The following is a 23,860-nucleotide window of genomic DNA, read 5'->3' as shown; positions in this document are numbered from 1 at the left end:
CGGCAGGTCGGCCGGAAAGCCGCCTACGATGGACCGCAGACGTTTGAGGGAGCGCTGACCCGTGTCGATTTTCGAGAAGATCCTCCGCGCCGGCGAGGGCCGGATGGTGCGCAGGTTGAAGGCCGTCGCCGACGCCGTCAACTCGCTGGAGGACGAGTATGCCGACCTGACCGACGACGAGCTCGCCGGCATGACCGAGCAGTTCAAGGAACGGCTCGCCGACGGTCAGACGCTGGACGACATCCTGCCGGAGGCGTTCGCGGTCGCCCGCGAGGCGGCCTCGCGGGTGCTCGGTCAGCGCCACTACGACGTACAGATCATGGGCGGTGCCGCCCTCCACTACGGCAACATCGCCGAGATGAAGACCGGTGAGGGCAAGACGCTCACCTGTGTGCTCCCGGCCTACCTGAACGCGCTGTCCGGCAAGGGCGTCCACGTCATCACGACGAACGACTACCTGGCCCAGCGCGACGCCGAGTGGATGGGCCGCGTGCACCGCTTCCTCGGCCTCTCCGTCGGCACGGTGCTGCCCAACCAGCCCTCGAGCGCCCACAAGGCCGCCTACGAGTGCGACATCACCTACGGGACGAACAACGAGTTCGGCTTCGACTACCTGCGCGACAACATGGCCTGGTCGAAGGACGAGCTCGTCCAGCGCGGCCACAACTTCGCCATCGTCGACGAGGTCGACTCGATCCTCATCGACGAGGCCCGCACCCCGCTGATCATCGCCGGGCCGGCCGAGCAGTCCGCCCGGTGGTATCAGGAGTTCGCCCGCGTGGTCAACCGCCTCAAGCGCGGCAAGGAGGGCGAGGCCGACTACGACGTCGACGAGTCGAAGCGGACCATCTCCGTCACCGAGCGCGGCGTCGCCAAGGTCGAGGACCAGCTCGGCATCGACAACCTCTACGAGTCGGTGAACACGCCGCTGGTCGGCTACCTCAACAACGCGATCAAGGCCAAGGAGCTCTACAAGCTCGACAAGGACTACGTCGTCACCGACGGCGAGGTCCTGATCGTCGACGAGTTCACCGGCCGCATCCTGCACGGCCGGCGGTACAACGAAGGCATGCACCAGGCCATCGAGGCCAAAGAGGGCGTCGAGATCAAGCAGGAGAACCAGACCCTCGCCTCGATCACCCTGCAGAACTTCTTCCGGCTCTACACCAAGCTCTCGGGCATGACCGGCACCGCGCAGACCGAGGCGGCCGAGTTCAACAAGGTGTACAACGTCGGCGTCGTCTCCATCCCGACGCACCGCTCGATGATCCGCCAGGACCACCCGGACGTGATCTACAAGACGGAGAAGGCCAAGTACAACGCCGTCGTCGACGACATCGTCGAGCGGCACAGCCTCGGCCAGCCGATCCTCGTCGGCACCGTCTCCGTCGAGAAGTCCGAGCTGCTCTCCCAGCTCCTGCGCCGCAAGGGCGTCCCGCACGCCGTGCTCAACGCGAAGTTCCACGCCAAAGAGGCGGAGATCATCGCGCAGGCCGGCCGCAAGGGCGCGGTCACGGTCGCCACCAACATGGCCGGCCGTGGCACCGACATCCTGCTCGGCGGCAACGCGGAATACCTCGCCAACGCCGAGCTGCGCCAGCGCGGGGTCACCGAGGAGGAGACGCCGGAGGAGTACGAGAAGGCGTTCGCGGAGCTCCTGCCCGAGTTCGAGAAGCTGGTCGAGGAGGAGTCCGACGAGGTCACCGACGTCGGCGGCCTCTACGTCCTCGGCACCGAGCGGCACGAGTCCCGCCGCATCGACAACCAGCTCCGCGGCCGCTCCGGCCGGCAGGGCGACCCGGGCGAGTCGCGGTTCTATCTCTCCCTGCAGGACGAGCTCATGCGCCGCTTCCGCGCGAGTGCCGTCGAAGCGGTCATGGACCGCTTCAACATCCCCGAGGACGTCCCGATCGAGTCGAAGATGGTCACGCGCCAGATCAAGAGCGCGCAGACCCAGATCGAGGCCCAGAACGCGGAGATCCGCAAGAACGTCCTCAAGTACGACGAGGTCCTCAATAAGCAGCGCAAGGTCATCTACGCCGAGCGCAAGCGCGTCCTGGACGGCGAGGACCTCAGCGACCAGGTCCGCAACATGGTCGACGACGTGATCGGCGCCTACGTCGTCGGTGCCACCTCCCTCGGCGAGACCTCCGAGGACTGGGACCTCGAGCAGCTGTGGACCAACCTCAAGCAGCTCTACCCGGTCGGCGTCACCATCGAGGACCTCGAGGAGGAGGCCGGCGGCCAGCTCGACCCCGAGTTCCTCCGCGTCCAGCTCATCGAGGACGCCCACAACGCCTACGACCGCCGCGAGGAGGAGCTCGGCGCGGAAGCCGTCCGCGAGCTGGAGCGCCAGGTCCTGCTCAACGTCATCGACCGCAAGTGGCGCGAGCACCTCTACGAGATGGACTACCTGCAGGAGGGCATCACCCTCCGCGCCTACGCCCAGCGCGACCCGGTGGTCGAATACCAGCGCGAGGGCTTCGACATGTTCCAGCAGATGCAGGAAGGCATCAAGGAAGAGGCCATCGGCTTCCTCTTCAACCTGGAAGTCCAGGTCGAAGAGGCCGTCGAGGAGCCCGCGGCCGAGGCCGACGACGAGGCCGACAGCGACGCGCCCGCGGTGAAGCTCTCCGACCACCCGGTCGAGATCCGCGCCAAGGGCCTCGGCGGCAACCGGATGCCACGCGCCCTGCAATACTCGGCCCCGACCATCGACGGCGCCGCCGGCGAGGCGGGCGTGGTCATCGAGCAGGAGCAGGCCCCGGCCCTCGGCGTCGGCACCAACGGCGCCAACGGCTCAGCCACGGGCCAGCGCCCGTCGCCGTCCGCCCGCCGCTCCGGCCCGCCGGCCCCGACCGCAGGCGCCCGCAAGCCATCCCCGGGCCAGGCCGTCGCCAGCAACGGCCCGTCCCGCAACGCCCCGTGCCCGTGCGGCTCGGGCAAGAAGTACAAGCGCTGCCACGGCGCCCCGGACGGCCCGGCCTGATCCGGCCTACCGCAGTGTGAACGGGCGCTCCCGCCTCAGCGGGGGCGCCCGCTTCTTTTTTACGCGGGCCGCGCGCTTCAACTTCGGCGGAGCGCCCGCTTCTTTTCTACGTGGGCCGCCCGCTTCGATTTCGGCAGGTGCGCCTGCTTCGTTTCGGTAGGGCGCCCGCCTGGACTTCGGCGGACGTCCGCTTTCGTTTGGGCACGCACCGCCGATTTGCCCTCTGCCGATCCGCTCGCCGCTCACGTCGTCCACGCCATATGGGCTTGGTGTGAGGCCGCTTCGACTTGATGCCTGAGCTGGATCCGAGTGGTTGCGCGCTTGCCTGACTCGAGCGATGGCAACTGCACCTGTGCCGTGCAGCGCCGCCGAGGCCGAAGGCGGGCTGTGCGGTGGTGGCGGGGGCAGCGCGGTGGTGGTGGTTAGCGCGTGGTGGCGGGTGGTGCGGTGGCGGTGGTTAGCGCGTGGTGGCGGGTGGTGGTGGTTGCCGGCGTGGCGGCGGGCGCTGCGGTGGTGGTGGCGGGCGGCGCGGTGGTGGTGGTTGCCGGCGTGGCGGCGGGCGCCGCGGTGGTGGTGGCGGGCGGCGCGGTGGTGGTGGCGGGCGGCGCGGTGGTGGTGGCGGGCGGCGCGGTGCGGCGCGGTGCCGGCGGTGCGGTGCGGGCGGTGCGGTGCGGGCGGCGCGGTGGTGGTGGTTAGCGGCGTGGTGGCAGGTGGTGCGGTGGTCGTGGTTAGCGCCGTGGTGGCGGGCGGTGCGGTGGTGGTGGCGGGCGGTGCGGTGGTGGCTAGCGGCGCGGTGATGTGTGGGGTGAGGAGCGGGTCGGGGGTGGGCTGGATGTGGGGCGGCCGCCGCACAGGCTCTTGGGGGAGTGCGACGGCCGCGCTGTTGCGGTGGGCTTGTTCAGTTGTGCTTGTCTTCTTGCTTCGTGTCGTCTTGGTGCTTGGTGCTTGGTGCTTGGTGCTTGACCATGTGCTTGGTGGCTTTCTGAGGCGGCCGCCGCGGGGTGGCCGGTTACGCCCGCGGCGGCCGCGTCCTTGTGGTGGGTGGTTGTGCTTGCGCTTGTGGCTGGTCTGGTCTGGTCGGGGCGGTCGCCGCGGGCCGGCCAGATTCAGCCCGCGGCGGCCGCGCTTCTGGTGGTGGGTGATGTGCTCGGCTGGGTGGTCCGTCGATGAGCTGGTCGGGCGGGCGTCCCTCGTGGTGTCGTTGGGTGGGGACGGGACGATGCTGGGTTGGGCGGCCGCCGCGGGCTGGGCCCTTTCAGCGCGCGGCGGCCGCGTCTTCGTGGTGGGTGGAGCCCAGTGCACCCGCCGCTTCGGTCAGCTACCGAGCACACCGGGGGAACGTGTGGTGGGTGGCGGCCATCGCGCCCTGGCACGAAGGGGCGCGATGGCCGCCTTGGAGGGGAGGGGTCACTGTTCCGGCCCACCGATTCCGGGGTGACCGGCCCCTCCAGGAACCGCCGCTCGTGTTTGTCCCTCCCGAACGCGAGCGGCGGGCGCGTGGGCGAGGCTGGGCCGTCCCGCCCCGTGCCGGGACGGCGTGCAGCGCTCGCCGTAGCGGGTGCAGTGGCTCAGAGGACTTGGACGAGGGTGCAGACCCAGCCCAGTACGCCGTAGTGGGGACGGTTCTCGCGTTCGAAGCGCAGCGCCATGGCCCACGTGGATTCGCCGTGTTCCAGGACCACCACGCCTTCGGCTATGCCGTCCAGGGGCTCGTTGACGAGCAGGCGTCGGATTCGGACCAGGGTGCCCTTGCTGGCGGCGCGGCCGGCGGCCATCCGCAGGCGGACGGTGCGGCGCAGGACCTGGTCGCTGATGTCGTTGAAGTGGTGCGGGTGGGCCAGCGGGCGGAGCTGGCTCGGCGCGCGGTAGCCGTTGAGGATCTCGACGGCCATCTTCGCGAAGCTCTTGGCGGCCCGGTAGGAGTCGGAGTGCGGCGGGCGCCGGGTCGGAGCTGGTTGGATCGGCTCGGGCTCGGGCTCGGGGCGGCGGAGCGGGTTCGGTAGGCCCGGCCACTCCAAGGGGAGCGGGTCCATCTCGGGGGCGGGCTTGACCGGGGCCAGCCAGCTCGTCGGGTCGGGTGGGTCGTCTTCCGGCGGCGGGTCCAGCGGGGGTGGCATGCGCAGGATGACGGCCGGCTTTCGCGGGATCACGCCCGGAACCGGCGCGACGGGAGCCGGGCGTATCTGGGGTGGCACGGCCAGCGTGGGGCGGTTGCGTGCCCTGGTGCCGGAGACCCGGCCCGAGGCGGGACCGTGAACCGAACTGAGTTCGGGAACTGCCCCGATCTCTTGAACCGCCCCGCCACCCCGGACCGCTGCGCTGCGAACTGCCCCGTCGTCCCGCTCGGCTGCACGTGTCCGGACCGGGCCACCTCCGCCGCCGCGGGCCGGGCCTTCGCCGCCGCCGCGGGCCGGGACGCCACCACCATCGCCGCGGACAGGGCCGCCGCCGCGGATTGAGGCGCCGCCGGTGCGGGTTGAGTCGCCGCGGCTGGTCGAGCTGGCCGGGGCGGACCCGGTGCTGTCGCCGCTGTGGTCGCCGCTCGCGCCGCCGGTGCGGCCGCGATCGGAGCCGTTCGCTTGCTGCCGGCTGCCGCGGATCCCGCGGCGCGGTCTCTGCTCGGTGATCGCCGTCATGGGAGCCCCCCGATGCTTGCGTTTGCTTTCGTTTGCTTCCGGCGTCAGTTGTATCGAGCAAGTCCGACGGCAGTCAATGAGGGGGCGGCGGCTTGTGAGGGTGTTCGAGGGGGTTTGGCGGGGTTAGCGCTTTTCCGCAGGCCGCTGGCCCGTAACCGAAATGTCCGGTTCGGGGAGGGGGCTCACCGGTGCTGAAGGGCGTGGGGAAGCGCGGCTTGTGGACAGTACCCACCAAACCAAAAAAGGCCTGGTCAACCCAGGTCGGTGTCGTCCCTCTCGACCAGGGGATTGGTGCGGACCCACTCGGCGGTTTCCGCGTACTTGCGCTCGATGTATTCCTCGAGCTTGCTGCGTTCGATCCGCCACTGGCCGCGCCCGCCGACCTTGATCGCCGGCAGCTCGCCGCTGCGCACCATGTGGTACACCTGCGAGGCCGACACGTTCAACTGCTCGGCGACATCGGCCATGAGCAGGAATCGCGGCTCCATCGGCCCAGTTTGCCATCGTTCGCTTCCCACTGCTTACGAGCGGGTCCGATGAGATGCGGCGATCCGACACGCCCGACATGCGTGTCGAAACCCGGGCCAGGGTGTAGGACAGGAGCGTGACGACGGACCTCACGCGTGTGTATCTGCCCGCGACGCTCGCTCAGCTCGCCGTGCTGCGGGAGAGCGGTGAGCTGCCGCCGCCGACGGAGGCGCACGCCGTCACGCCGTCGCTGCGGGAGTGGTACGCCGAGGGTGACGAGGAGGAGTTGGAGTACGTGGCGTTCACCCGCGCCGCGCAGGGTGCCCTCCGCCTGTTGCGCAACGACGCGAAGACGCCGCGCCGCCGGGTCGTGCTCTCCGCCGACCTGCCCGGGTCGCAGGTGAAGATGCACGGGCTCGATCTCGGCTCCAGCCTGGTCGAGGTCTCCGGCCGGATCGCGCTGCGCACGGTGGCGGCGATCCACGTCGACGGCCATGACGCCGAGGGCGACGTGTCGGCGGCGGCGGATGTGGTGGAGGCGGCCGAGGCCGGCAACCCGGACGCGCAGTTCACCGTGGACGGCGCCGAAGATCATGAGCTGGAGTGGTACGACCCCTCAGAGCTCGATCAACTGGTGGGTTAAGAGCGTTTGATGGTACGGCCGACGAGGATCATCGCCACGAACGCGCCCGCGAACAGCAGGATCAGGCCGTGGTTGACCTGCTCCGGGAGGCGGTTGGCGATGATGGCGGCGTCAAACTCGCTCTCCTTCGCGACCGCGTTGGACAGCGGCAGTCCTCCGAGCCACCCGACCAGCGCGGCGCCGAGCGTGAACAGGCCGGGGATGGCGCCGGCGAGCGGGTATGACGGCCAAGGCAACGCGAGGCCGGTGCGCCGCAGGTATCCGAACGCCATGGCCCCGCCGGCGATGCCGCTGACGATCGACGCCGTCAGCTGGAGCCGATAGGACGCGTCGGCCATGCTGCCGACCGTCTCCTGGTTGCCGAAGAAGTCGACGAGATCATTCTGGAAGTAGGCGACGAGGAGCCCGATCGCGGAAGCCAGTACCCCCGCGGCGGCACCGGCGGCGATCGCACTCACCGGGCTTCCTGCGGCGGTGAGTCCGCCCAGTACCCCGGCCACGGCCACCGTGACGGCGACATAGGCGACGGACGGGCCGGAGTGGTACGCCAGCAGCATCCCGCCCATCGCGAGCAGCCCGACCGGCAGGCCGCCGAGCGCGCCGTACGTGAGCCGACCGCGTGTGCTCGCCTCGGCCGCGAACCGGCCCACCGCCAGCACGCCGACGGCCGCACCGGCGATCAGGGTCGGGGTCAGCACGGCCGGCAGCACGAGCGCGGCGACCGCGGCCCCGGGCACGTGCCCATACGCCGAGAACAGCGTCAGGAAGAGCAGCACCAGCGCGAACGCGGCCACGAACACCGCACGCGCCGGGCGCCACGCAGCGATGGCCGGCTCGGCCAGTTCAGCACGCTTGGACCCCACGAGCATGCAGCGTACGCGAGGCGCCGGACCGCCCGTTCACCCGCCTCAATGACGCTCAGTAGTCGAAAACCACGTTCTGTGAGCGATTTTCGAGCACCCCGCCGGGCCGTGGGAGGATGGTGAAAACCTCGCCAACGCTGCCGAGACGACGTGGGAGACCCTCATGGATGCCTTGTTCACCGTGCCCGAGCCCGGAAACGAGCCGGTGCGCGGATACGCCCCTGACACCTCGGAGCGGGCCGGGCTGGAGCGCCGCCTCGGCGAGCTCGCGGCCGAGCGGCACGAGCTCACGATGACCATCGACGGCGAGCAGCGGATGGCCGCGGGCGAGCCGATCGACGTCGTGCAGCCACACCGGCACAGCCACGTGCTGGGCGTGACCCATAACGCGACCACCGACGACGCCGCCCGGGCCGTCGCCGCCGCCAAACGGGCCGCGCCGGCCTGGCGGGACCTGCCCTACGCCGAGCGGGCCGCCGTGTTCCTGCGCGCGGCCGACCTGCTCAGCGGCCCCTGGCGGGACACGCTCAACGCCGCGACGATGCTCGGCCAGTCCAAGACCGCGATCCAGGCCGAGATCGACTCCGCGTGCGAGTTGATTGATTTCCTGCGCTTCAACGTGTACTTCGGGCAGCGGATCCTCGCCGATCAGCCCCGATCCTCGGCCGGTGTGTGGAACCGCTTCGACCACCGACCGCTGGAGGGGTTCGTCTACGCGATCACGCCCTTCAACTTCACCGCGATCGCCGGCAACCTGCCCTCCGCGCCCGCACTCATGGGCAACACGGTGCTCTGGAAGCCGTCGCCCACCCAGCAGTTGTCCGCGCACTTCACGATGCGCCTGTTCGAGGCCGCGGGCCTGCCGCCCGGCGTGATCAATCTGGTTACCGGCGACGGGCTGGCGACGTCCGAGGTGGCCCTGGCCGACCCGGACCTGGCCGGCATCCACTTCACCGGCTCGACCGCGGTGTTCCGGACCCTCAACCGCACGGTCGCCGAGAACGTGTACCGCTCCTACCCGCGCGTCGTCGGCGAGACCGGTGGCAAGGACTTCATCATCGCCCACCCGTCGGCCGACCCGGCGCCACTGATCACGGCGATGGTGCGGGGCGCGTTCGAGTTCCAGGGCCAGAAGTGCTCGGCCGCCTCCCGCGCCTACATCCCGGCCAGCCTCTGGTCCCGGATCAAGGACGACCTGGTGGCGACGACCGAGTCGCTCACCTATGGCGACGTCACCGACTTCACCAACTTCGGCGGCGCGGTCATCGACCGGCGGGCCTTCGACCGGCTGGCCGCGGCGCTGGACCGGATCAAGAACTCGTCCGCGTGCACGGTTGTCGCCGGTGGTATTGCCGACGACGCCGACGGCTTCTTCGTGCGCCCGACGGTCGTCGAGTGCACCGACCCCACGCACGAGGTGTTCACGACGGAGTACTTCGGCCCGATCCTGGCCGTCCACGTCTTCCCCGACGAGCAGTTCGACGCGGTCGTGGCCCAGGCCGAGTCGGCCGCGCCCTACGCGCTGACCGGCTCCATCTTCGCCACCGACCGCCAGGCCGTCGACCGGGCCGCGCACGCCCTGCGGTTCGCGGCCGGCAACTTCTACATCAACGACAAGCCGACCGGCGCCGTGGTGGGCCAGCAGCCATTCGGCGGCGGCCGCGCCTCCGGCACCAACGACAAGGCCGGCTCGTGGCACAACCTGCTGCGCTGGACCTCACCCCGCACGATCAAGGAGACCTTCGTCCCGCCGACCGATCATCGCTATCCGCACATGGGCTGACCGGCCGTTCGCCGTTCGCTGGCTGTCAGTCGCGGTTCGCTGTTCGCCGCGCCTGTGGGTGGGTTGATGAGTTCTGGGCTCGTCGGCCTCCCGCGTGGCGCGGTGATGGCGGCTGCCCTGGTGCGCCACGAGGCGATTGCTTCGGAATGGCGGAGCAGTTGGTGGAGATGATCGGGCATGCGGATTTGCGCTGGGCGGTGGTCGAGGGAGGTCTTCGGTGGCGCCGGCGGGATCGGTGCGGGGCAGGGTCTGACCGCACCGCACCGTCAGTTGAGGTCGAGGCGGCTGCGGCACGGTGCGCCGTCCGGCCTGAGCACGGTGAACGGTTCGATGGCGGGCTGACTGCGGCGACTCATCGGCAGCGCCGACTCACCCGGCATGTCGTCATGCGCGCTTCGGCCCGTCTCGCCCCGCCTCGCCTCGGCCCCGCCCCGCCCCGCCTCGGCCCGTCTTGGCTCGCCTCGGCCCGTCTTGGCTCGCCTCGGCCCGTCTTGGCTCGCCTCGGCCCGTCTTGGCTCGCCTCGGCTCGGCCCGCCTCGGCCCGGCTCGCCTCGGCTCGGCCCGCCTCGGCCCGGCTCGGCTCGGCCCGCCTCGGCTCGGCCCGGCCCGGCTCGGCTCGGCCCGGCTCGGCTCGGCCCGCCTCGGCCCGCCTCGGCCCGGCCCGGCTCGCCTCGGCCCGGCCCGGCTCGGCTCGGCCCGGCTCGGCTCGGCTCGCCTCGCCCCGCCCCGCCTCGCCTCGGCCCGTTGGCCTCGTCATGCAGGACAGGGGAACTCTGAGGGCCCATCGGCCTTCCGGCATGGCAAACAGTCAGCGTTTTAGCGCGATCATCGGCGGAGGGTGGTGGGGTGGTGAAGGTCAGTGGCGGGGGCGGGCTACGGCGACGATTTTGTCCAGGGTGAAGGCTCGGTCGTCTCGGCGTAGGCGGCACCAGGCCTCAATGACGGTGCCGGAGAGTTCGGCGTTTTCGATTACGCGCTCGGAGGCTCGGCCGTTGGCGTCCACGTAGCGGATCCAGATCGGGGTGCCGTGTTCCACCGCGTCGGCCAGGAGTTGGGCTTGTTCGGGGCGGAGTTGGGGGGCTCGGTGGCGGATCTGTTCCAGCGGGGTGGCGTTGCGCTGCATCGGGACGGTCAGGCGTTGGGCCAGGTCCACCGGGTCCACCGTCGGCTTCCGGCGGGGTGGGCGGGTCGGGGTGGTGGGAAGCGGCGGGGATGGAGGCTGGTGCACGGTGATCTTCGGGGCGGCCAGGGTGTGGTCGGGGCGGAAGCCGGCGGTTCGTAGAGCGGTAAGCGTTTCGGCTCTGTCTTCCGATGAGATCGCCACCGTTGGGGCTACCCGGGTCAGGTGCAGGGCGGTCACCACCTCGTCCAGCAGCGCCGAGTCCTCGCTGATGATCACGCTCAGGGCGGTGCGGACCTTCAGGGGGTGCGGTAAAGGTGGTTCGGGTAGGAGGCGGGCCGCGACCTCGGCGATCGGGCGGGCGTCGGCCAAGGCTCGGCCCAGCGGGCTGATCGCGAACGTGTCCGGCTCCGTCATCACGCAGACGCCCAGTAGCGTCGCCTCGGCCACGATGCCGCTGACGAGCTCCGGCAGGTCCACCTCGCGGGACGGGCGGGGAGCGGTCCAGCGGACCAGGGGTGCCAAGGTGTCGGTGCTGCGTACGGCGGTGTCCGGCGGCAGGTCGTGCAGGACCTGGATCACGACTCGGCGCAGCCACGCGCCGGACCACCAGGCGGACAGCAGGCGGGCCAGGCGTTCGGCGGGCGGGGCGGCGGACCAGTCGGTCGCGGCGGTTGTCGCCTCGAGTTGGGTGCCGTTCGGGGCCAGGAGACCGGCATGCAGTACAACATCGGCGAAATGGGCGACCAAGGGCTCGTCGAGGTCGAGCGCCGCCGCCAGCCGGGCGTGTTCGCGGGTCGCCACGCCGCCGTTGCGCTGGCGCGAGAAGGGGGCCTCAGACAGTACCAATGCTGCGTATTCCAGCAGGTCAGCAGCGGACTCTCCGGCCGCCGTCCGGATCGCGGCGCGGTCGGCGGGGATCAGAGCGGGAGCGGGCGGGACCGGTTCGAACGGCTCGTCGAGGGACTCGGAGGTCTCCAGGAGCAGGGCGGGGGTGGTCCAGAGATCATCGCCGTCGGGCCAGACGAGGGCGCGCTGGCTCAGGACGCGCAGCGTGGCCTCCAGTTCGGCGTCGTCGGGGGTGCGGTGCAGGGCGGCGGCCAGATCCGCCAACCGGAACGGGGGCTCACCCAGGCGGGCCAGGGTCTCGATCACCTGCAGGGCCGGCAGGGGGAGGGTGTTGAGGACCTCGGCGATGGCGGTACGCGTGGAAAGCCGGGCCGCCAGCTGCGTGAGATCACCGGGAGACGGGGTGACCAGCGCGTCCGGGCGGCGGCGGAGGACCTCGCCCAGCTCGCGTCCTTCGAGACCCTGCAGCCAGCGGACCAGTGCGCCTCTCGTCACGACACGTGACCTTATAGCGTGGGCCGGTGACCAACGAATCTGCTGGCAGCGCCGCCGGCAACTGGACTGACGCGCATTTCGGGGAGCAGGGCGGGCAGCTTACCTACGGTGACTATCTGCGGCTGTCGGGGCTGCTCGAGGCGCAGGTGCCGGAGTCCAGCCCGCCCGCGCACGACGAGCTGCTGTTCATCACGATCCACCAGGTGTACGAGCTGTGGTTCAAGCTGATCCTCCACGAGCTCACCGACGCGCGGGACCGGCTGCTCGGCGGGGAGACCTATCTTCCCCGGGTCCGGCTGGAGCGGTGCCTGGCGATCCAGCGGGTGCTCGTGGGCCAGGTCGATGTCATCGACACCATGACCCCGCAGGACTTCCTGCGGTTCCGTAGCAAGTTGTCGCCGGCGTCGGGGTTTCAGTCGGGGCAGTTCCGGGAGATCGAGTTCCTCTCCGGGCTGAAAGACCCGACGTACCTCAAGCGGTTCCGCGGCCTCACCGATCTTGAACGGGCCCGGCTGGAGCGGCGGCTGGCCGAGCCCAGCGTGTGGGAGGCGTTCCTGGCCATGCTGGACAAGCACGGGTTCGCGGTGGCCGACGCCGAGGAGCGGTTCGCGTCGCTGGTGACGATCTCGCGGGACCGGGAGCGGTATGGCCCGCTCTGGGATCTGGCCGAGGCCATGGTCGACCACGATCAGGCCTGGTCGCTGTGGCGGGCCCGGCACGTGCTCATGGCCGAACGGCAGATCGGGACGAAGGCCGGCACGGGCGGCAGCGCCGGCGGGGCCTACCTGCGCTCCCGGGTTGAGCTGCGGTTCTACCCTGAGCTCTGGGAGCTGCGCAGCGGCCTTTAACAGACTCCCGTCTTTGTGCCATCCGCCGGGACGGCGACTCGTCGATCAAGCGCCCTCGCCTAGCGTCTCAGGGTAAGGGGAGGGACTCGCAATGAAGACGGTGACGAGCGCAAAGACGATGCTGGGGGGCCGCTACCGGCTCGAGTCGGAGGTGGCTCGGGGCGCGATCGGCGCGGTCTGGCGCGCGTACGACTCTCGGGCCGGTGAATGGGTCGCGGTCAAGGTGCTGCGGCCCGAGGCGGCCGAGGTGCCCGAGCTCAAGGACGGTTTCCTCGGCGAGGCCGAGCTGCTGGCCGCGCTCGAGCACCCGTCCGTCATCCGGGTGAAGAACCTCGTCACCGAGAAGGGCATCATGGCGATCGCCATGGAGCTGGTCACCGGGCCGGACCTGCGCCGCCGGCTGCGCGCCGAGGGGCCGCTGCCGCCCGCCGTCGCGGCCGAGGTGGTGGCCCAGGTCGCCGACGCGCTCGCGTACGTTCACGCGAACAACATCGTCCACGGCGACGTGAAGCCCGGCAACGTGCTCGTCCCCACCGACGGCGGGCCGGTGCGCCTGGCCGACTTCGGGGTCGCGCGCCGACTGGACCGCCCGGCCGGCCCGACCCACGCCACGCCCGAGTACGTGGCGCCCGAGGTCGTCGCCGGTGGCACCCCGAGCCCGGCGGCCGACGTGTACGCCCTGGGCGTAGTCCTCTTCGAGCTGATCTGCGGCCGCAGCCCGTATCGTGGAGGGGCGCCGAACGAGGTCCTGCGCCGCCACGCCGACTGCGTGCCCGTGCCTCCGCCCGGGATGCCGGCCGCACTCTGGCCGGTGATCGAGGTCTGCATGGAGATCGACCCGCGGATGCGGCCCACGGCGGCCTCGATCGTGGGGCGGCTGCGCGCGGCCGAGGGTGCGCTGGACGGGTTCGAGCCGCTGCCCCGGCTGCCGGCCGAGGCCGTCACGTTCTGGCAGCGTTCGGCCGAGCTGACCGCGCCGATGCAGGCGCCGGTCCGCCGCGTCGACTGGGTGCCCCTGCCGACCGCGCCGACGTCGCCGGCCGCCGCTTCCGCGGCATTGATGATGGCGGTGCCGATCGGTGAGCCTTCCGCTGAGGTTCCGACCGAGATTATTGCGGCGGGGGTACTGCCTGAGGCCGCACCAACCCCAACAAGCGAGCCGGACACCGAGGTCGTCGCCGCGCCTTCAGCGGCGGCCGCTTCGGCCGCCTCGGCTTTCTCGGCGGTCTCGGCTTTCTCAGCTGAGGGCCCTGTGGCCACCGACTCCGCCGCGGCCGCTGCTGAGGAGGTCACCGCTCCCTCGCCGGCCGTCGTGGCTCCGGCTCGTGCTGCCGATGCCGATGCTGGTGGCCCTGTGGCCACTGACCCTGCTCCGGGCGCCTCCGACGAGGTCACCGCCGTCGTGGAGGCTGCCGCGGGGGTGGAGCCTGCTGCGCTTGCGGAGGCCGCCGCGCCCGAGACGCCGTCCGGGGCTGTGGCCGCCGGTGTGCCGCTCTGGGGTGACGCCGCGCCGGTGGGGGAGATGGTCATCCCGCCGCAGCGGGCCGCGTCGCCGGACGAGCCGCCGACGGGGTTGCGGGCCGAGGTGGCGCCAGCCGAGGTGGCGCCGGTCGAGGAGCCGTCCACTGAAGTCGTGTCGCTCCCGGAGCCGCCGACCGCCATTATCAACGCATTCATGCAGCCTGCTCCCAGTACCCCCGAAATGCCTATCCGACCAATGGCGGCGACGCCTGAAGAGACTGCCGATCGCCTGTTCGAAGAGTTCGGCGAGGGGGACTCCCGGCCGGCGTCGGACGGGGGCCGGAAACAGCAGCGCCGGGTCCTTGCCGCGATCGGCGGTGGCCTGTTGTTGATCGCGATCGTGGCGGTCGGCGCGCTGCTGCTGACCGGCGGGGCCCCGAAGACCGACAAAACGGGTGACAAGCAGGGCGTCGCGACGACGGCACCGGCCCCGTCCGGCTCGGCCGGCGCCGCGCCCGCGGTGAGCGCCACGCCGGGGGAGACCCCGCCGGCGACGGAAACCGTTGATCCGGGCGCGGGCGGCGAGCAGAAGCCGCCGACCAAGAAGCCGACCACGACCGTCCCGACACCGACCAAGACGGGGCTGCCGGGGATCGGCGACCCGATGCCGTCGTTCCCTTCGATGCCCTCGATGCCGGCGTTCCCGACATTCAAACAGTAATGGCGATCACCGTACGGCTGTCCTAACTAGACAGTCGCAGCGCGACAGTTCACAGTGGATTTGCCGAAATGCTGGACTGCGCAGTCGAAAGATGGCAGCGTGGGGTCATGGCGGATTCTGGAGTCAACGCGACCGCGGCGGCCCTGCTGGGCCTGCTGCACGAGGGGCCGATGACGGGTGGCCAGCTGATGGCGGCCGCCCAACGTCGGCTGGGTCCTTACTGGTCGATGACGCGCAGCCAGGTCTACCGCGAGCTGCCGGCCCTGGCCGATTCCGGATACGTCAAGCTCGGCAAGCCGGGCGCCCGATCCAGCCAGCCCTATGCGATCACGCCGGCCGGAAAGCGCGCCTTCGCGCGCTGGCTCGCCGAGCCGGCCGGGCGGGAGGCATTGCGCAATCCCGTCGCATTGCGGGTCGCGTTCGGGGCGCAGCAGTCGGCCGCGCAACTGCAGGACGTCTATGCCCAGGCCGCCGAATTCCACAATGCGGCACTGACCGAGGCGCGGGAAATGGCCAAAGAAGCCAAGAAGTCGGGTGACGACTTCTTCTCGGCCTCGCTGGAGTTCGCCGTCGGTTATCACAAGGCGGCACTCACCTGGCTCAAGAGCGCGCCGGGCAAATAGCCGGAGGGGAAGCGGCGTACCCTTGGTGCGTGACTGCTCTCGACCACGCCGAATCCCTCAAGAGCCTCGACGGCACGCTGCGCAACATCGAGGCGGTGCTCGACCTCAACCGCTTGCGCAAGGAGAAGGCGGAGCTCGAAGAGCAGGCATCGGCGCCCAACCTGTGGGACGACACGGTCGCCGCGCAGAAGGTGACGTCGCGCCTGTCCTACGTCCAGGGCGAGATCAACAAGCTGGAGCGGCTCCGGTCCCGGATCGACGACGCTCAGGTGCTGCTCGAGCTCGCGCAGGACGAGGGCGACGCCGGCTCGCTGGGCGAGGTCGGCGCCGAGATCGTCGGGCTGTCGAAGTCGATCGAGGAGCTCGAGGTCCGCACGCTGCTGTCCGGGGAGTACGACGCCCGCGAGGCGCTCGTGACGATCCGGGCCGGCGCCGGCGGGGTCGACGCGGCCGACTTCGCCGACATGCTCCTGCGGATGTATCTGCGCTGGGCCGAGCGGCACGGCTACACCACCGACGTCTACGACACCTCCTACGCGGAGGAGGCCGGCATCAAGTCGGCGACGTTCGCGGTGAAGGCCCCCTATGCCTACGGCACGCTCTCCGTCGAGTCGGGCACCCACCGGCTGGTGCGGATCAGCCCGTTCGACAACCAGGGCCGCCGCCAGACGTCGTTCGCGGCCCTGGAGGTCGTGCCGGTGGTCGAGACGACCGACGAGGTCGAGATCCCGGACGATGAACTGCGCGTGGATGTGTACCGCTCCAGCGGCCCCGGCGGCCAGGGCGTCAACACCACCGACTCGGCGGTGCGGCTCACCCACATCCCGACCGGCATCGTGGTCTCGTGCCAGAACGAGCGCTCCCAGATCCAGAACAAGGCGACCGCCATGGGCGTGCTCAAGGCGAAGCTGCTGGCGGTGAAGCGGGCCGAGGAGGCGGCGAAGATGGACGCCCTGCGCGGCGACGTGGCCGGCTCCTGGGGCGACCAGATGCGCTCCTACGTCCTGCACCCCTACCAGATGGTCAAGGATCTCCGCACCGAGCACGAGACCGGCAACCCGACCGCGGTCTTCGACGGCGACCTGGACGGGTTCATCGACGCCGGCATCCGGTGGCGCAAGCAGCGCGAGATGGACCCGGCCGTTTAGGACCGGACTTCGGTCCGCGTCTCGGGGCGGGCTTCGGTCGCGTCTCGGGCCGGGCTTCGGTCTGGATCTCGGGCCGGGCTTCGGTTCGGTTGTGGGGGCGCTTAAGTCTTGATTAGCGGCATGATCATCGCTTTGGAGTCCGTCAATCACCGTGGGTGATTGGCGGTTCCTGCGGCGAAGATGAGACCTACGTCACATTCGAGCGTGGGAACAAGCGCTGCCCTGCGTTTCGCGTCCCCGGTTCGGGTCCGCATTCCTGGCAAATCGTGCACGACGCACCGCGTGTACTTGGCCCACTTGTCACAACGCGTAGACTCACCTCCCGTGATTCGGCTTGACCACGTGACGAAGACGTATCCGAAGGCGTCCCGCCCCTCTCTCGACGACGTGAACGTCAACATCGAGAAGGGCGAGTTCGTCTTCTTCATCGGTCCCTCCGGCTCCGGCAAATCCACGATCATCAAGCTGCTGCTGCACGAGGTCACCCCCAACCGGGGCAAGGTCGTCGTGAACGAGCGTGATGTGACGTCGATGCGCTCCTGGCGGATCCCGGCCTTCCGGCGCCAGATCGGCTGCGTGTTCCAGGACTTCCGGCTCCTGCCGAACCGCACCGCCTACGAGAACGTCGCCTTCGCCCTCGAGGTGATCGGCAAGTCGAAGGGCGTCGCCCGCCGCGTCGTCCCCGAGGTGCTCGAGCTCGTCGGCCTGGGCGGCAAGGAGCACCGCTACCCCCACGAGCTCTCCGGTGGTGAGCAGCAGCGGGTCGCCGTCGCCCGCGCGTTCGTCAACCGGCCGCTGATCCTGCTGGCCGACGAGCCGACCGGAAACCTCGACCCGGACACGTCGATCGAGATCATGCGGCTGCTCGACCGGATCAACCGCACCGGCACCACGGTCGTCATGGTCACCCACGACTCCAACATCGTGAACCAGATGCGCCGGCGGGTCGTCGAGATCGAAAGTGGCCGGATTGTGCGGGACCAGCCTCGCGGTGTCTACGGCTGACGATCCTCAGCCCTAGTCCGCACCGCCCCCCGTCCTCCTGCTGGGTCCGCTGGGAAGGAACCCCCACCCGATGCGCGTGAGATACGTCCTGTCCGAAGTCCTGACCGGGCTCTGGCGCAACGTCACGATGACCGTCGCCATGATCATCACCATGACGGTGTCGCTGGGCATGCTCGGCGCGAGCCTGCTGCTGTTCTTCCAGGTCGGCAAGATGGAAGACTTCTTCTACCAGCGGGTGGAGGTGTCCGTCTTCCTCAAGGCCGACGTGTCCGACGACCAGCGCAACAACATCGAGAGCGCGCTGAAGTCCAACGGCCTCGTGAAGTCCTACGAGCACGAGACCAAGGACGCCGCCTGGAACCGTTTCCAGGAGCAGTTCAAGGACGCGCCCGACCTGGTCGCCGCGACCAAGAAGGAGTCGCTGCCGGAGTCGTTCCGGATCAAGCTCAAGGACCCCAACAAGGTCCAGGAGTTCAGCGACCAGTTCCGCAGCCAGGACGGCGTCAGCGACATCATCGACCAGAAGCAGCTGCTGAAACGGGTCTTCGACCTGCTCGGAGCCCTGCAGACGCTGGCGTTGACGGTCGCCGTGGTCCAGGGGGTGGCCGCCTTGCTCCTCGTGGCCAACACCATCCAGGTCGCCGCCTACAGCAAACGGCGCGAGGTCGCCGTCATGAAGCTCGTCGGCGCCTCGAACTGGTTCATCCAGATGCCCTTCGTCCTGGAGGCGGTCTTCGCCGGCCTGATCGGCGCGATCCTCGCCTTCGGCGGCCTGGTAGCGGCCAAGATATTCTTTATCGACGGCTCGCTGAAGGCTCTGACGACGGTGCTGCTACCCGTCGACTGGAGCAACATCTGGGTCATGCTGCCCGTCCTGTGCGGCGCCGGCGGCCTGGTCAGTGCCGTGACGGCCTGGGTGACGCTGCGGTTCTACGTGCGCGTCTGATCACGTCTCTTTCGAAAGGGCGGCCTCCGTTTCGCGCGGGGGCCGCCCTTTGCCGTTCGTGAAGCCTGGCGCCTGGCGCAGCCGTACGGCCGCATCGTGTGGTGCAGCACGATAAGTCGGGCGCTCCGCACCACGACTTATCGGATTTATACCCTGACGGCGGATAAGTCGGTTGTGTCGCTTTTCGGTGACTGATTGGCATGGCGCGGTGTGCGGCGACTCGATGCGGCGCAGCGCAGAGTTACGTGGACTGCGGCAGTGCGGCGAGACAGTGCGGTTTGCGCGAGTGGTGGGCGGGCGGCGCGATGTGGGCGCGGGGCGGGGCTGGGTGGTATGCGGCGGTGCGGGGCGGGGAGGCGGTGTGAGGGGCGCGGCGGTGTGCGGTGCTGGGCGGGGAGGCGGTGTGAGGGGCCCGGCGGCGTGCGGTGCTGGGCGGGCGCGGTGCGGGCGCGGTGCGAGCGTGTGGGAGGCGCGGTGAGGTGATGCAAGCGGGGCGCTGCGAGTAGAGCGGTGCGCGGTGCGGCGAGTCGGCGGGACATGGGAGGTGGGGTGGTGCGGTGCGGGACATGGGGGGTGGTGCGGTGCGGCGCAGGACGCGGCGAGGTCGTGCGGTGCGGTGCGGTGCGGTGTGGGGCGCGGCGGGGCGGTGTGGGCGTGGGGGCTTTGCTCGTGGGGCTTGCGTGCGGGTGGCTCTTTCGAGTGGGTGTGGGCGACAGGCCCACTTAACGGAAATTCCGGACTTTTGGGGTTTTTCTGCGTACCGTAACCCTCAAGTGGTACTGGAGGGTTGCTTCCTTGAACCGAATTCGGATCATGGCCGCGGTTGGGGTTCTGCTGTTGGTGCTCGGGCCGGGTACGCCTGGGCATGCGGACGCCGGCGACGACAAGGCTCGGCTCGACAAGCAGTTGCAGGAGACCCAGGCCACGCTGGAGGCGGCGACCGACAAGGCGCAGCAGGCCGCGGCCGACCACGATCGTGCGCAGGCCGCACTGCCCGGTGCACAGCAAGGGTTGGCCGAGGCCAAAGGGCGGGTGATCGCGGCCGACGCCGCGGTCCGGCAGGCTGAGCGGGACCGGGCCGAGGCCGATGCGGCCGCGGAGGTGGCCGACGCCGGGTACGCCGCCGCGCAGCAGCAGGTCGAGCGGGCCCGCCAGGACGCGTCGGTGTTTGTGGCGGCCGCGTACAAGGGCAGCGGGTTCGCGATGTTCAACTCGGTGCTCGACTCGACCGGGCCGACGGACCTGGCGCTGCGCATCGAGTATCTCAATCATGTCGCCCAGGAGAACCAGGCGGCCGTCGACGAGCTCACCGTCGCGCGGATGGCGGCCAAGCAGCACAGCGACGTCGCCGTGCTGGCCCTGCGCAAGGCCCAGGACGCGGCCGTCGCGGCCCAGCGCAGCCTGGAGGCGTCGCAGGCCGCCCAGGCCGGTGCCGAGCAGGCCGCCGCGGACGTCCAGGCGCTGCTCGACCGGAGCGCGCAGGCGGAGGCGACGGCCAACTCGGAGCGCGGTGCGGTGCTGGCCCGATACGACGAGTTGAAGGCCGAGAGCGACAAGGTCGCGGAACAGCTGCGGGCGGAAGCACAGGCCGAAGCGCGTGCTGCCAAAAAGAAGGCCTCAGGGGGTACCCCCGGAAAAAATGCTGTTCCCAACACCGTAATCGGTCCCAACTCGGGAGCGTTCCTCCTGATGCCGGTGCATGGCTGGAAGTCCAGCAACTTCGGAATGCGGTTCGACCCGGTGTACAAGGTCTATCAACTGCATGCCGGTGTCGACATCGCGGCCGGCGGTGGGCAGCCGATTGTCGCGGCGGCGGACGGTGTCGTCGTGCGGGCCGGGCCGTCCGGCGGGAACGGCAACTACACGTGTATTTCGCACGGACTGTTTCAGGGAAAGGGGCTGGCGACCTGTTATGCGCACCAGTCGGCCATTCTCGTGCACGTCGGCGAGCGCGTTTCCCGGGGCGAGCTGATCGGGCGGGTCGGCACGACTGGTGCCTCGACCGGGTACCACCTGCACTTCGAAGTCCGCCTCGACGGCCGGCCGACCCAGCCGCTGACCTGGCTGCCCGGCTGCCTGTGTTAAAAGTCTTGCCGGGCGCGCTACGCTTCTCTCGATCGATTTGAAGGAGGAGTCATGCCGCGCGAAAAAGGGCGCAAGCTGGTCGCGTCCAACCGGAAGGCGCGTCACGACTACGAGATCCTCGAGACGTTCGAGACCGGCATCGCGCTGACCGGCACCGAGGTCAAGTCGCTGCGGGCCGGGCGCTGCTCGCTGGTCGACGCGTTCGGCCAGATCTCGGACCGCGAGGTCTACCTGCACGCGATGCACGTGCCCGAATACACGATGGGCACCTGGACCAACCACCCACCCCGCCGGGTCCGGAAACTCCTGCTGAAGCGGCAGGAAATCGACCGAATCGGGGCGAAGGTCCGGGAGAGCGGCCTGACTCTGGTGCCGCTGTCGGTCTACTTCTCCGACGGATGGGCGAAGGTCGAGCTCGCCCTCGCACGCGGTAAAAAGTCGTACGACAAGCGCCAGACGCTGGCCAAACGCGACGCCGACCGCGAGATCGCTCGCGTTGCGGGCCGCCGCGGCAAGGGCATCGCCGAGTAGAGCGACTCCGGCGCGTGAGTAGCGCGCCGGTGTCATGCAAGCAATGCGTTGAGGCCATATAGTCCCTGCGTGACCGAGATTCGGGTCGATGTCGACCTCGAGCACCCACCCAGCGTGGTGTGGCGCGCGTTCACCGAGGCCCACCTCGTCACGGACTGGCTCCCGACCAGCCGCTTCATGATCCGCGAGGACGGGACGTTCACGTTCCAGTCGACCGAGCTCACCGGCCTGGAAGACCCGATCGAGGGCCAGATCGTCACCGTCGAGGCCCCCAATCGCCTGGTCATGCGCTGGGAGGCGAGCAACCTCCACACGGTCGTCGCGCTGACGCTGGCGGAGCGGGGGTCCGGCACCCGGTTCACGATGACGCAGAGCGGATTTCTCGGCCCCCAAGGGACAATGCGGCGGCGGGTACTGCTCTCGACGTACACCACACTCTTCAAAGGTCCTTTGACCGCCACGCTGGAGAAGATCGTCGCGGCCGCGCCGACGTCCGCGGACCCGGAGCCCGCGCCGGCGGCCTCGCCGAGGCGCAATGTCGGCCTGTTCAACCGGCTGCCGCGCCAGCACAACGGCCCCAGCCGGTCGGCGCCGGGCCTGAGCTCCCGGATGCGTTCGACCGCCGGCCCCCGCCCGACCACGGCCGTCCCCGGCTTCGCGGCCGCGGTACTGACCGCCAGGGCCACCGGGGTGGCCAAGGTCGCCGCGCCGACCGCCCCGATGGCCCCGACCGCTCCGAGCGCCCCGACCATGGAGGAGCCGGTCTCCCGCGTGGCCCGGCTCCGCGCCTTCCTGAGCACCGTGTGGCACCGCGTGACGGGCGGCCGCGACTGGTCCGCCGACCGCCGCAACCAGGCGGTGGCCACCGGCGCGGCGGTACTGCTCCTGCTGGCCCTCGCCGCCATCCTGATCGGCAAGGCGACCGCCCTGCACCCGCCCGGCCCGCCCCGCACCGGCGGCGAGAGCCCAGGCCCGGCGCAGGCGACGGTCCCGGGGGCGGCGATAGCCCCGACCCGAGCCACGTCTCAGCCGATCGTGTCGGCCGCCTCCCGGGCCCCGCAGGCGTCCGTGCCACCGTCCTCGGCGGTACCGCAGCCGTCGGGCCCGGCGCAGCTGGTGGCCGGGTTCAAGACGGAAAATCTGAGCCTGACCGCATACCGGGTGACGGTGACCATCACCAACCCGAGCGACCTGACCGCGGCGGGCTGGACCGTGGAGATCCAACTCCCCCTCCTGGACCTGACCGTCCGCAACGTCACCGGCGCCGTGATGACCCGCACCGAGGGCCACATCGCCTTCACCCCTCTGGACACCACCCGCACCGTGAAACCGGGCGGCACCGCCACGGTCCGCTTCGACGTCGAAGGCCTAGGCGTGCGCAACGAGCCCTTCACCTGCACGATCGACCAGCGGGACTGCAGCGCGATACCGGGATGAAGTTGGGGCGGGGAGGGGTTAAGCTTGATCGGTCGTGCCATGGTGGGACGACCACCGCGCCGTCCCTCAGGGGCCGCCGCGGCCTACGAGGGGGTGACTGGTTTCGACTTTGTTTGTGGCGATAGGGGAAGCGAGCCGAGGAAGCCGACGTTGTCTCGTGAATCAGTCGTCGGAAAGTTATAAGCGCCAATGTTAAGCGCTCTGAGCTCACGCTCGCTGCCTAAGCGACCTTGAGCTCTGTCGGTCTGGGAGTGCCTTCGGCCCAGTAACCGGCATCAGCTAGAAGGCTGGCCAACCGAGCCCGGTCACGGGGCTCGCGCGGCGAGATTAATTGTGGCTGGGCCCGTCATACCAACTCGCTCGCGTGATTGGTAGGGCCGAGAGAGACATAGCGAGCTGCGCTCGGAGAAGCCCTAACAAAGCGACGAAGGACCCGGGTTCGATTCCCGGCACCTCCACTGGAGATCAACAGCGGCGGCCTTACCCACGGGGAGGCCGCCGCGGCTGTTCCGGTTGAGCGCTGGACCGGCTGAGCGGCGCCGATCGTGAACGACCTGATCAAGCCTCGTCGGACGCCGGTCGGTAGCGTAAGCAGGACCCCTCCGCCTTCTCCGCTACGTGATCAGCTCTGCGCATCTAACAGGGCCAGCTTCAGCCCACCCCCGATCAACTTCAGCGGTCTTGCCAATGCGTGTGGCCGCCGAAGTCGTTTCCGACTGCCCGGAACGGCGGCGAATCCGAGCACATCGTTGGAGCCTCAGCGGTCAAGGTGGGTCGATCTGCACCGTTCGGTGGCCGACAAAGCCGTTCGTGTGATGGCAGTCCGACTGTCGTGCATCCACGATGGCGCTTGAGCGCCCGCTGAAGCTATGACGTTTGGAAGTCGCCGTGATGCAACCATTTGGCCTTTGGGGACAGCGCGGATGGCCTAGCCGTGATGTCGTTGGCGAGTCGCACTACTTCGACCACATCCGGAGCCTCTTGCCGCGTTCGAGCGGTCGGGACGACGCTGAGTTGGAGATGATTGCGGAACTGGTGCCGGAGCCGGCGAACGTCTACGACCCAACGGCTGTTGCGATCAAGTGTGGCGGTGGCGTCGTCGGCTACCTGCCTCGGCCACGTCCACTGAGGTGGTGTACGACTCGCCCACTTTGGGCGTGATGTGGGGAATGGGAACGGCCACCGCTAGATCCTTCGAACGGCGAAGTT

At 69.9% G+C, this 23,860-nt stretch carries 17 protein-coding genes and 1 other RNA gene; 14 read left to right on the top strand and 4 right to left on the bottom strand.

The window, feature by feature from the left end; genetic code table 11:
• Positions 1-61: 61 nt before the first annotated feature.
• Both secA and ACIA8L_RS44155 read left to right on the top strand, forming a co-directional pair.
• Positions 62-2,989 carry a preprotein translocase subunit SecA gene (gene secA / locus ACIA8L_RS44160; RefSeq protein WP_395914345.1) on the top strand — a complete coding sequence of 976 codons (2,928 nt, stop codon included), beginning with the start codon at positions 62-64 and terminating at the stop codon, positions 2,987-2,989.
• A 429-nt stretch (positions 2,990-3,418) separates the two neighbouring features.
• Positions 3,419-3,685 (top strand): hypothetical protein, encoded by a 267-nt coding sequence (locus ACIA8L_RS44155; protein ID WP_395914343.1) that lies wholly within the window; start codon positions 3,419-3,421, stop codon positions 3,683-3,685.
• Between the two features lie 872 nt (positions 3,686-4,557).
• Here ACIA8L_RS44155 and ACIA8L_RS44150 read toward each other — a convergent pair.
• Both ACIA8L_RS44150 and ACIA8L_RS44145 read right to left on the bottom strand, forming a co-directional pair.
• Complete coding sequence (locus ACIA8L_RS44150; protein WP_395914342.1) at positions 4,558-5,139, bottom strand: Rv3235 family protein; 582 nt, start codon at positions 5,137-5,139, stop codon at positions 4,558-4,560.
• Positions 5,140-5,876: 737 nt separating this feature from the next.
• Positions 5,877-6,113, bottom strand: a complete 237-nt coding sequence (locus tag ACIA8L_RS44145) for a helix-turn-helix domain-containing protein (protein ID WP_395914339.1) — start codon at positions 6,111-6,113, stop codon at positions 5,877-5,879.
• Positions 6,114-6,229: 116 nt separating this feature from the next.
• Between ACIA8L_RS44145 and ACIA8L_RS44140 the strand changes: the two genes are divergently transcribed.
• The gene (locus ACIA8L_RS44140; protein WP_395914337.1) at positions 6,230-6,736 is read left to right on the top strand and encodes a DUF6912 family protein; all 507 of its coding nucleotides are present in this window, start codon (positions 6,230-6,232) and stop codon (positions 6,734-6,736) included.
• Here ACIA8L_RS44140 and ACIA8L_RS44135 read toward each other — a convergent pair.
• Positions 6,733-7,599, bottom strand: a complete 867-nt coding sequence (locus tag ACIA8L_RS44135; RefSeq protein ID WP_395914335.1) for a hypothetical protein — start codon at positions 7,597-7,599, stop codon at positions 6,733-6,735. The two genes, ACIA8L_RS44140 and ACIA8L_RS44135, sit on opposite strands and share 4 nt — an antisense overlap.
• 163 nt (positions 7,600-7,762) lie before the next feature.
• Here ACIA8L_RS44135 and pruA point away from each other — a divergent pair, with 163 nt between their 5' ends.
• Positions 7,763-9,382 carry an L-glutamate gamma-semialdehyde dehydrogenase gene (gene pruA, locus ACIA8L_RS44130; protein ID WP_395914334.1) on the top strand — a complete coding sequence of 540 codons (1,620 nt, stop codon included), beginning with the start codon at positions 7,763-7,765 and terminating at the stop codon, positions 9,380-9,382.
• A gap of 856 nt (positions 9,383-10,238) precedes the next feature.
• Here the strand turns inward: pruA and ACIA8L_RS44125 are convergent.
• A complete protein-coding gene (locus ACIA8L_RS44125) occupies positions 10,239-11,846 on the bottom strand; it encodes a hypothetical protein (RefSeq protein WP_395914332.1) in 1,608 nt (535 codons plus the stop codon).
• A gap of 26 nt (positions 11,847-11,872) precedes the next feature.
• Here ACIA8L_RS44125 and ACIA8L_RS44120 point away from each other — a divergent pair, with 26 nt between their 5' ends.
• From ACIA8L_RS44120 to ssrA, 10 genes are all read left to right on the top strand, one after another.
• The gene (locus tag ACIA8L_RS44120) at positions 11,873-12,694 is read left to right on the top strand and encodes a tryptophan 2,3-dioxygenase (protein WP_395914330.1); all 822 of its coding nucleotides are present in this window, start codon (positions 11,873-11,875) and stop codon (positions 12,692-12,694) included.
• 91 nt (positions 12,695-12,785) lie between these two features.
• On the top strand, positions 12,786-14,876 hold the full coding sequence (locus ACIA8L_RS44115) for a protein kinase (RefSeq protein WP_395914328.1): 2,091 nt from the start codon (positions 12,786-12,788) through the stop codon (positions 14,874-14,876).
• 107 nt (positions 14,877-14,983) lie between these two features.
• Positions 14,984-15,499 (top strand): PadR family transcriptional regulator, encoded by a 516-nt coding sequence (locus ACIA8L_RS44110; protein WP_395914326.1) that lies wholly within the window; start codon positions 14,984-14,986, stop codon positions 15,497-15,499.
• A gap of 29 nt (positions 15,500-15,528) precedes the next feature.
• Entirely contained in the window at positions 15,529-16,647 is a 1,119-nt protein-coding gene (gene prfB / locus ACIA8L_RS44105) for a peptide chain release factor 2 (RefSeq protein ID WP_395914324.1), read from the top strand.
• A gap of 324 nt (positions 16,648-16,971) precedes the next feature.
• The gene (gene ftsE / locus ACIA8L_RS44100) at positions 16,972-17,652 is read left to right on the top strand and encodes a cell division ATP-binding protein FtsE (RefSeq protein WP_223098643.1); all 681 of its coding nucleotides are present in this window, start codon (positions 16,972-16,974) and stop codon (positions 17,650-17,652) included.
• A gap of 70 nt (positions 17,653-17,722) precedes the next feature.
• Positions 17,723-18,598: a permease-like cell division protein FtsX gene (gene ftsX / locus ACIA8L_RS44095; RefSeq protein WP_395914322.1), complete on the top strand. Its 876-nt coding sequence runs from the start codon at positions 17,723-17,725 to the stop codon at positions 18,596-18,598.
• Positions 18,599-19,393: 795 nt separating this feature from the next.
• Positions 19,394-20,683: a peptidoglycan DD-metalloendopeptidase family protein gene (locus ACIA8L_RS44090; RefSeq protein ID WP_395914320.1), complete on the top strand. Its 1,290-nt coding sequence runs from the start codon at positions 19,394-19,396 to the stop codon at positions 20,681-20,683.
• A gap of 51 nt (positions 20,684-20,734) precedes the next feature.
• Positions 20,735-21,214: an SsrA-binding protein SmpB gene (gene smpB, locus ACIA8L_RS44085; protein ID WP_395914318.1), complete on the top strand. Its 480-nt coding sequence runs from the start codon at positions 20,735-20,737 to the stop codon at positions 21,212-21,214.
• A 69-nt stretch (positions 21,215-21,283) separates the two neighbouring features.
• On the top strand, positions 21,284-22,651 hold the full coding sequence (locus ACIA8L_RS44080) for an SRPBCC domain-containing protein (protein ID WP_395914316.1): 1,368 nt from the start codon (positions 21,284-21,286) through the stop codon (positions 22,649-22,651).
• 89 nt (positions 22,652-22,740) lie between these two features.
• Positions 22,741-23,112: a transfer-messenger RNA gene (gene ssrA, locus ACIA8L_RS44075) on the top strand.
• Positions 23,113-23,860 lie beyond the last annotated feature (748 nt).

The organism is Dactylosporangium sp. NPDC051541 (assembly GCF_044454505.1).
GTDB lineage: Bacteria > Actinomycetota > Actinomycetes > Mycobacteriales > Micromonosporaceae > Dactylosporangium.
This window is presented reverse-complemented; position numbering and strand designations above follow the sequence as displayed.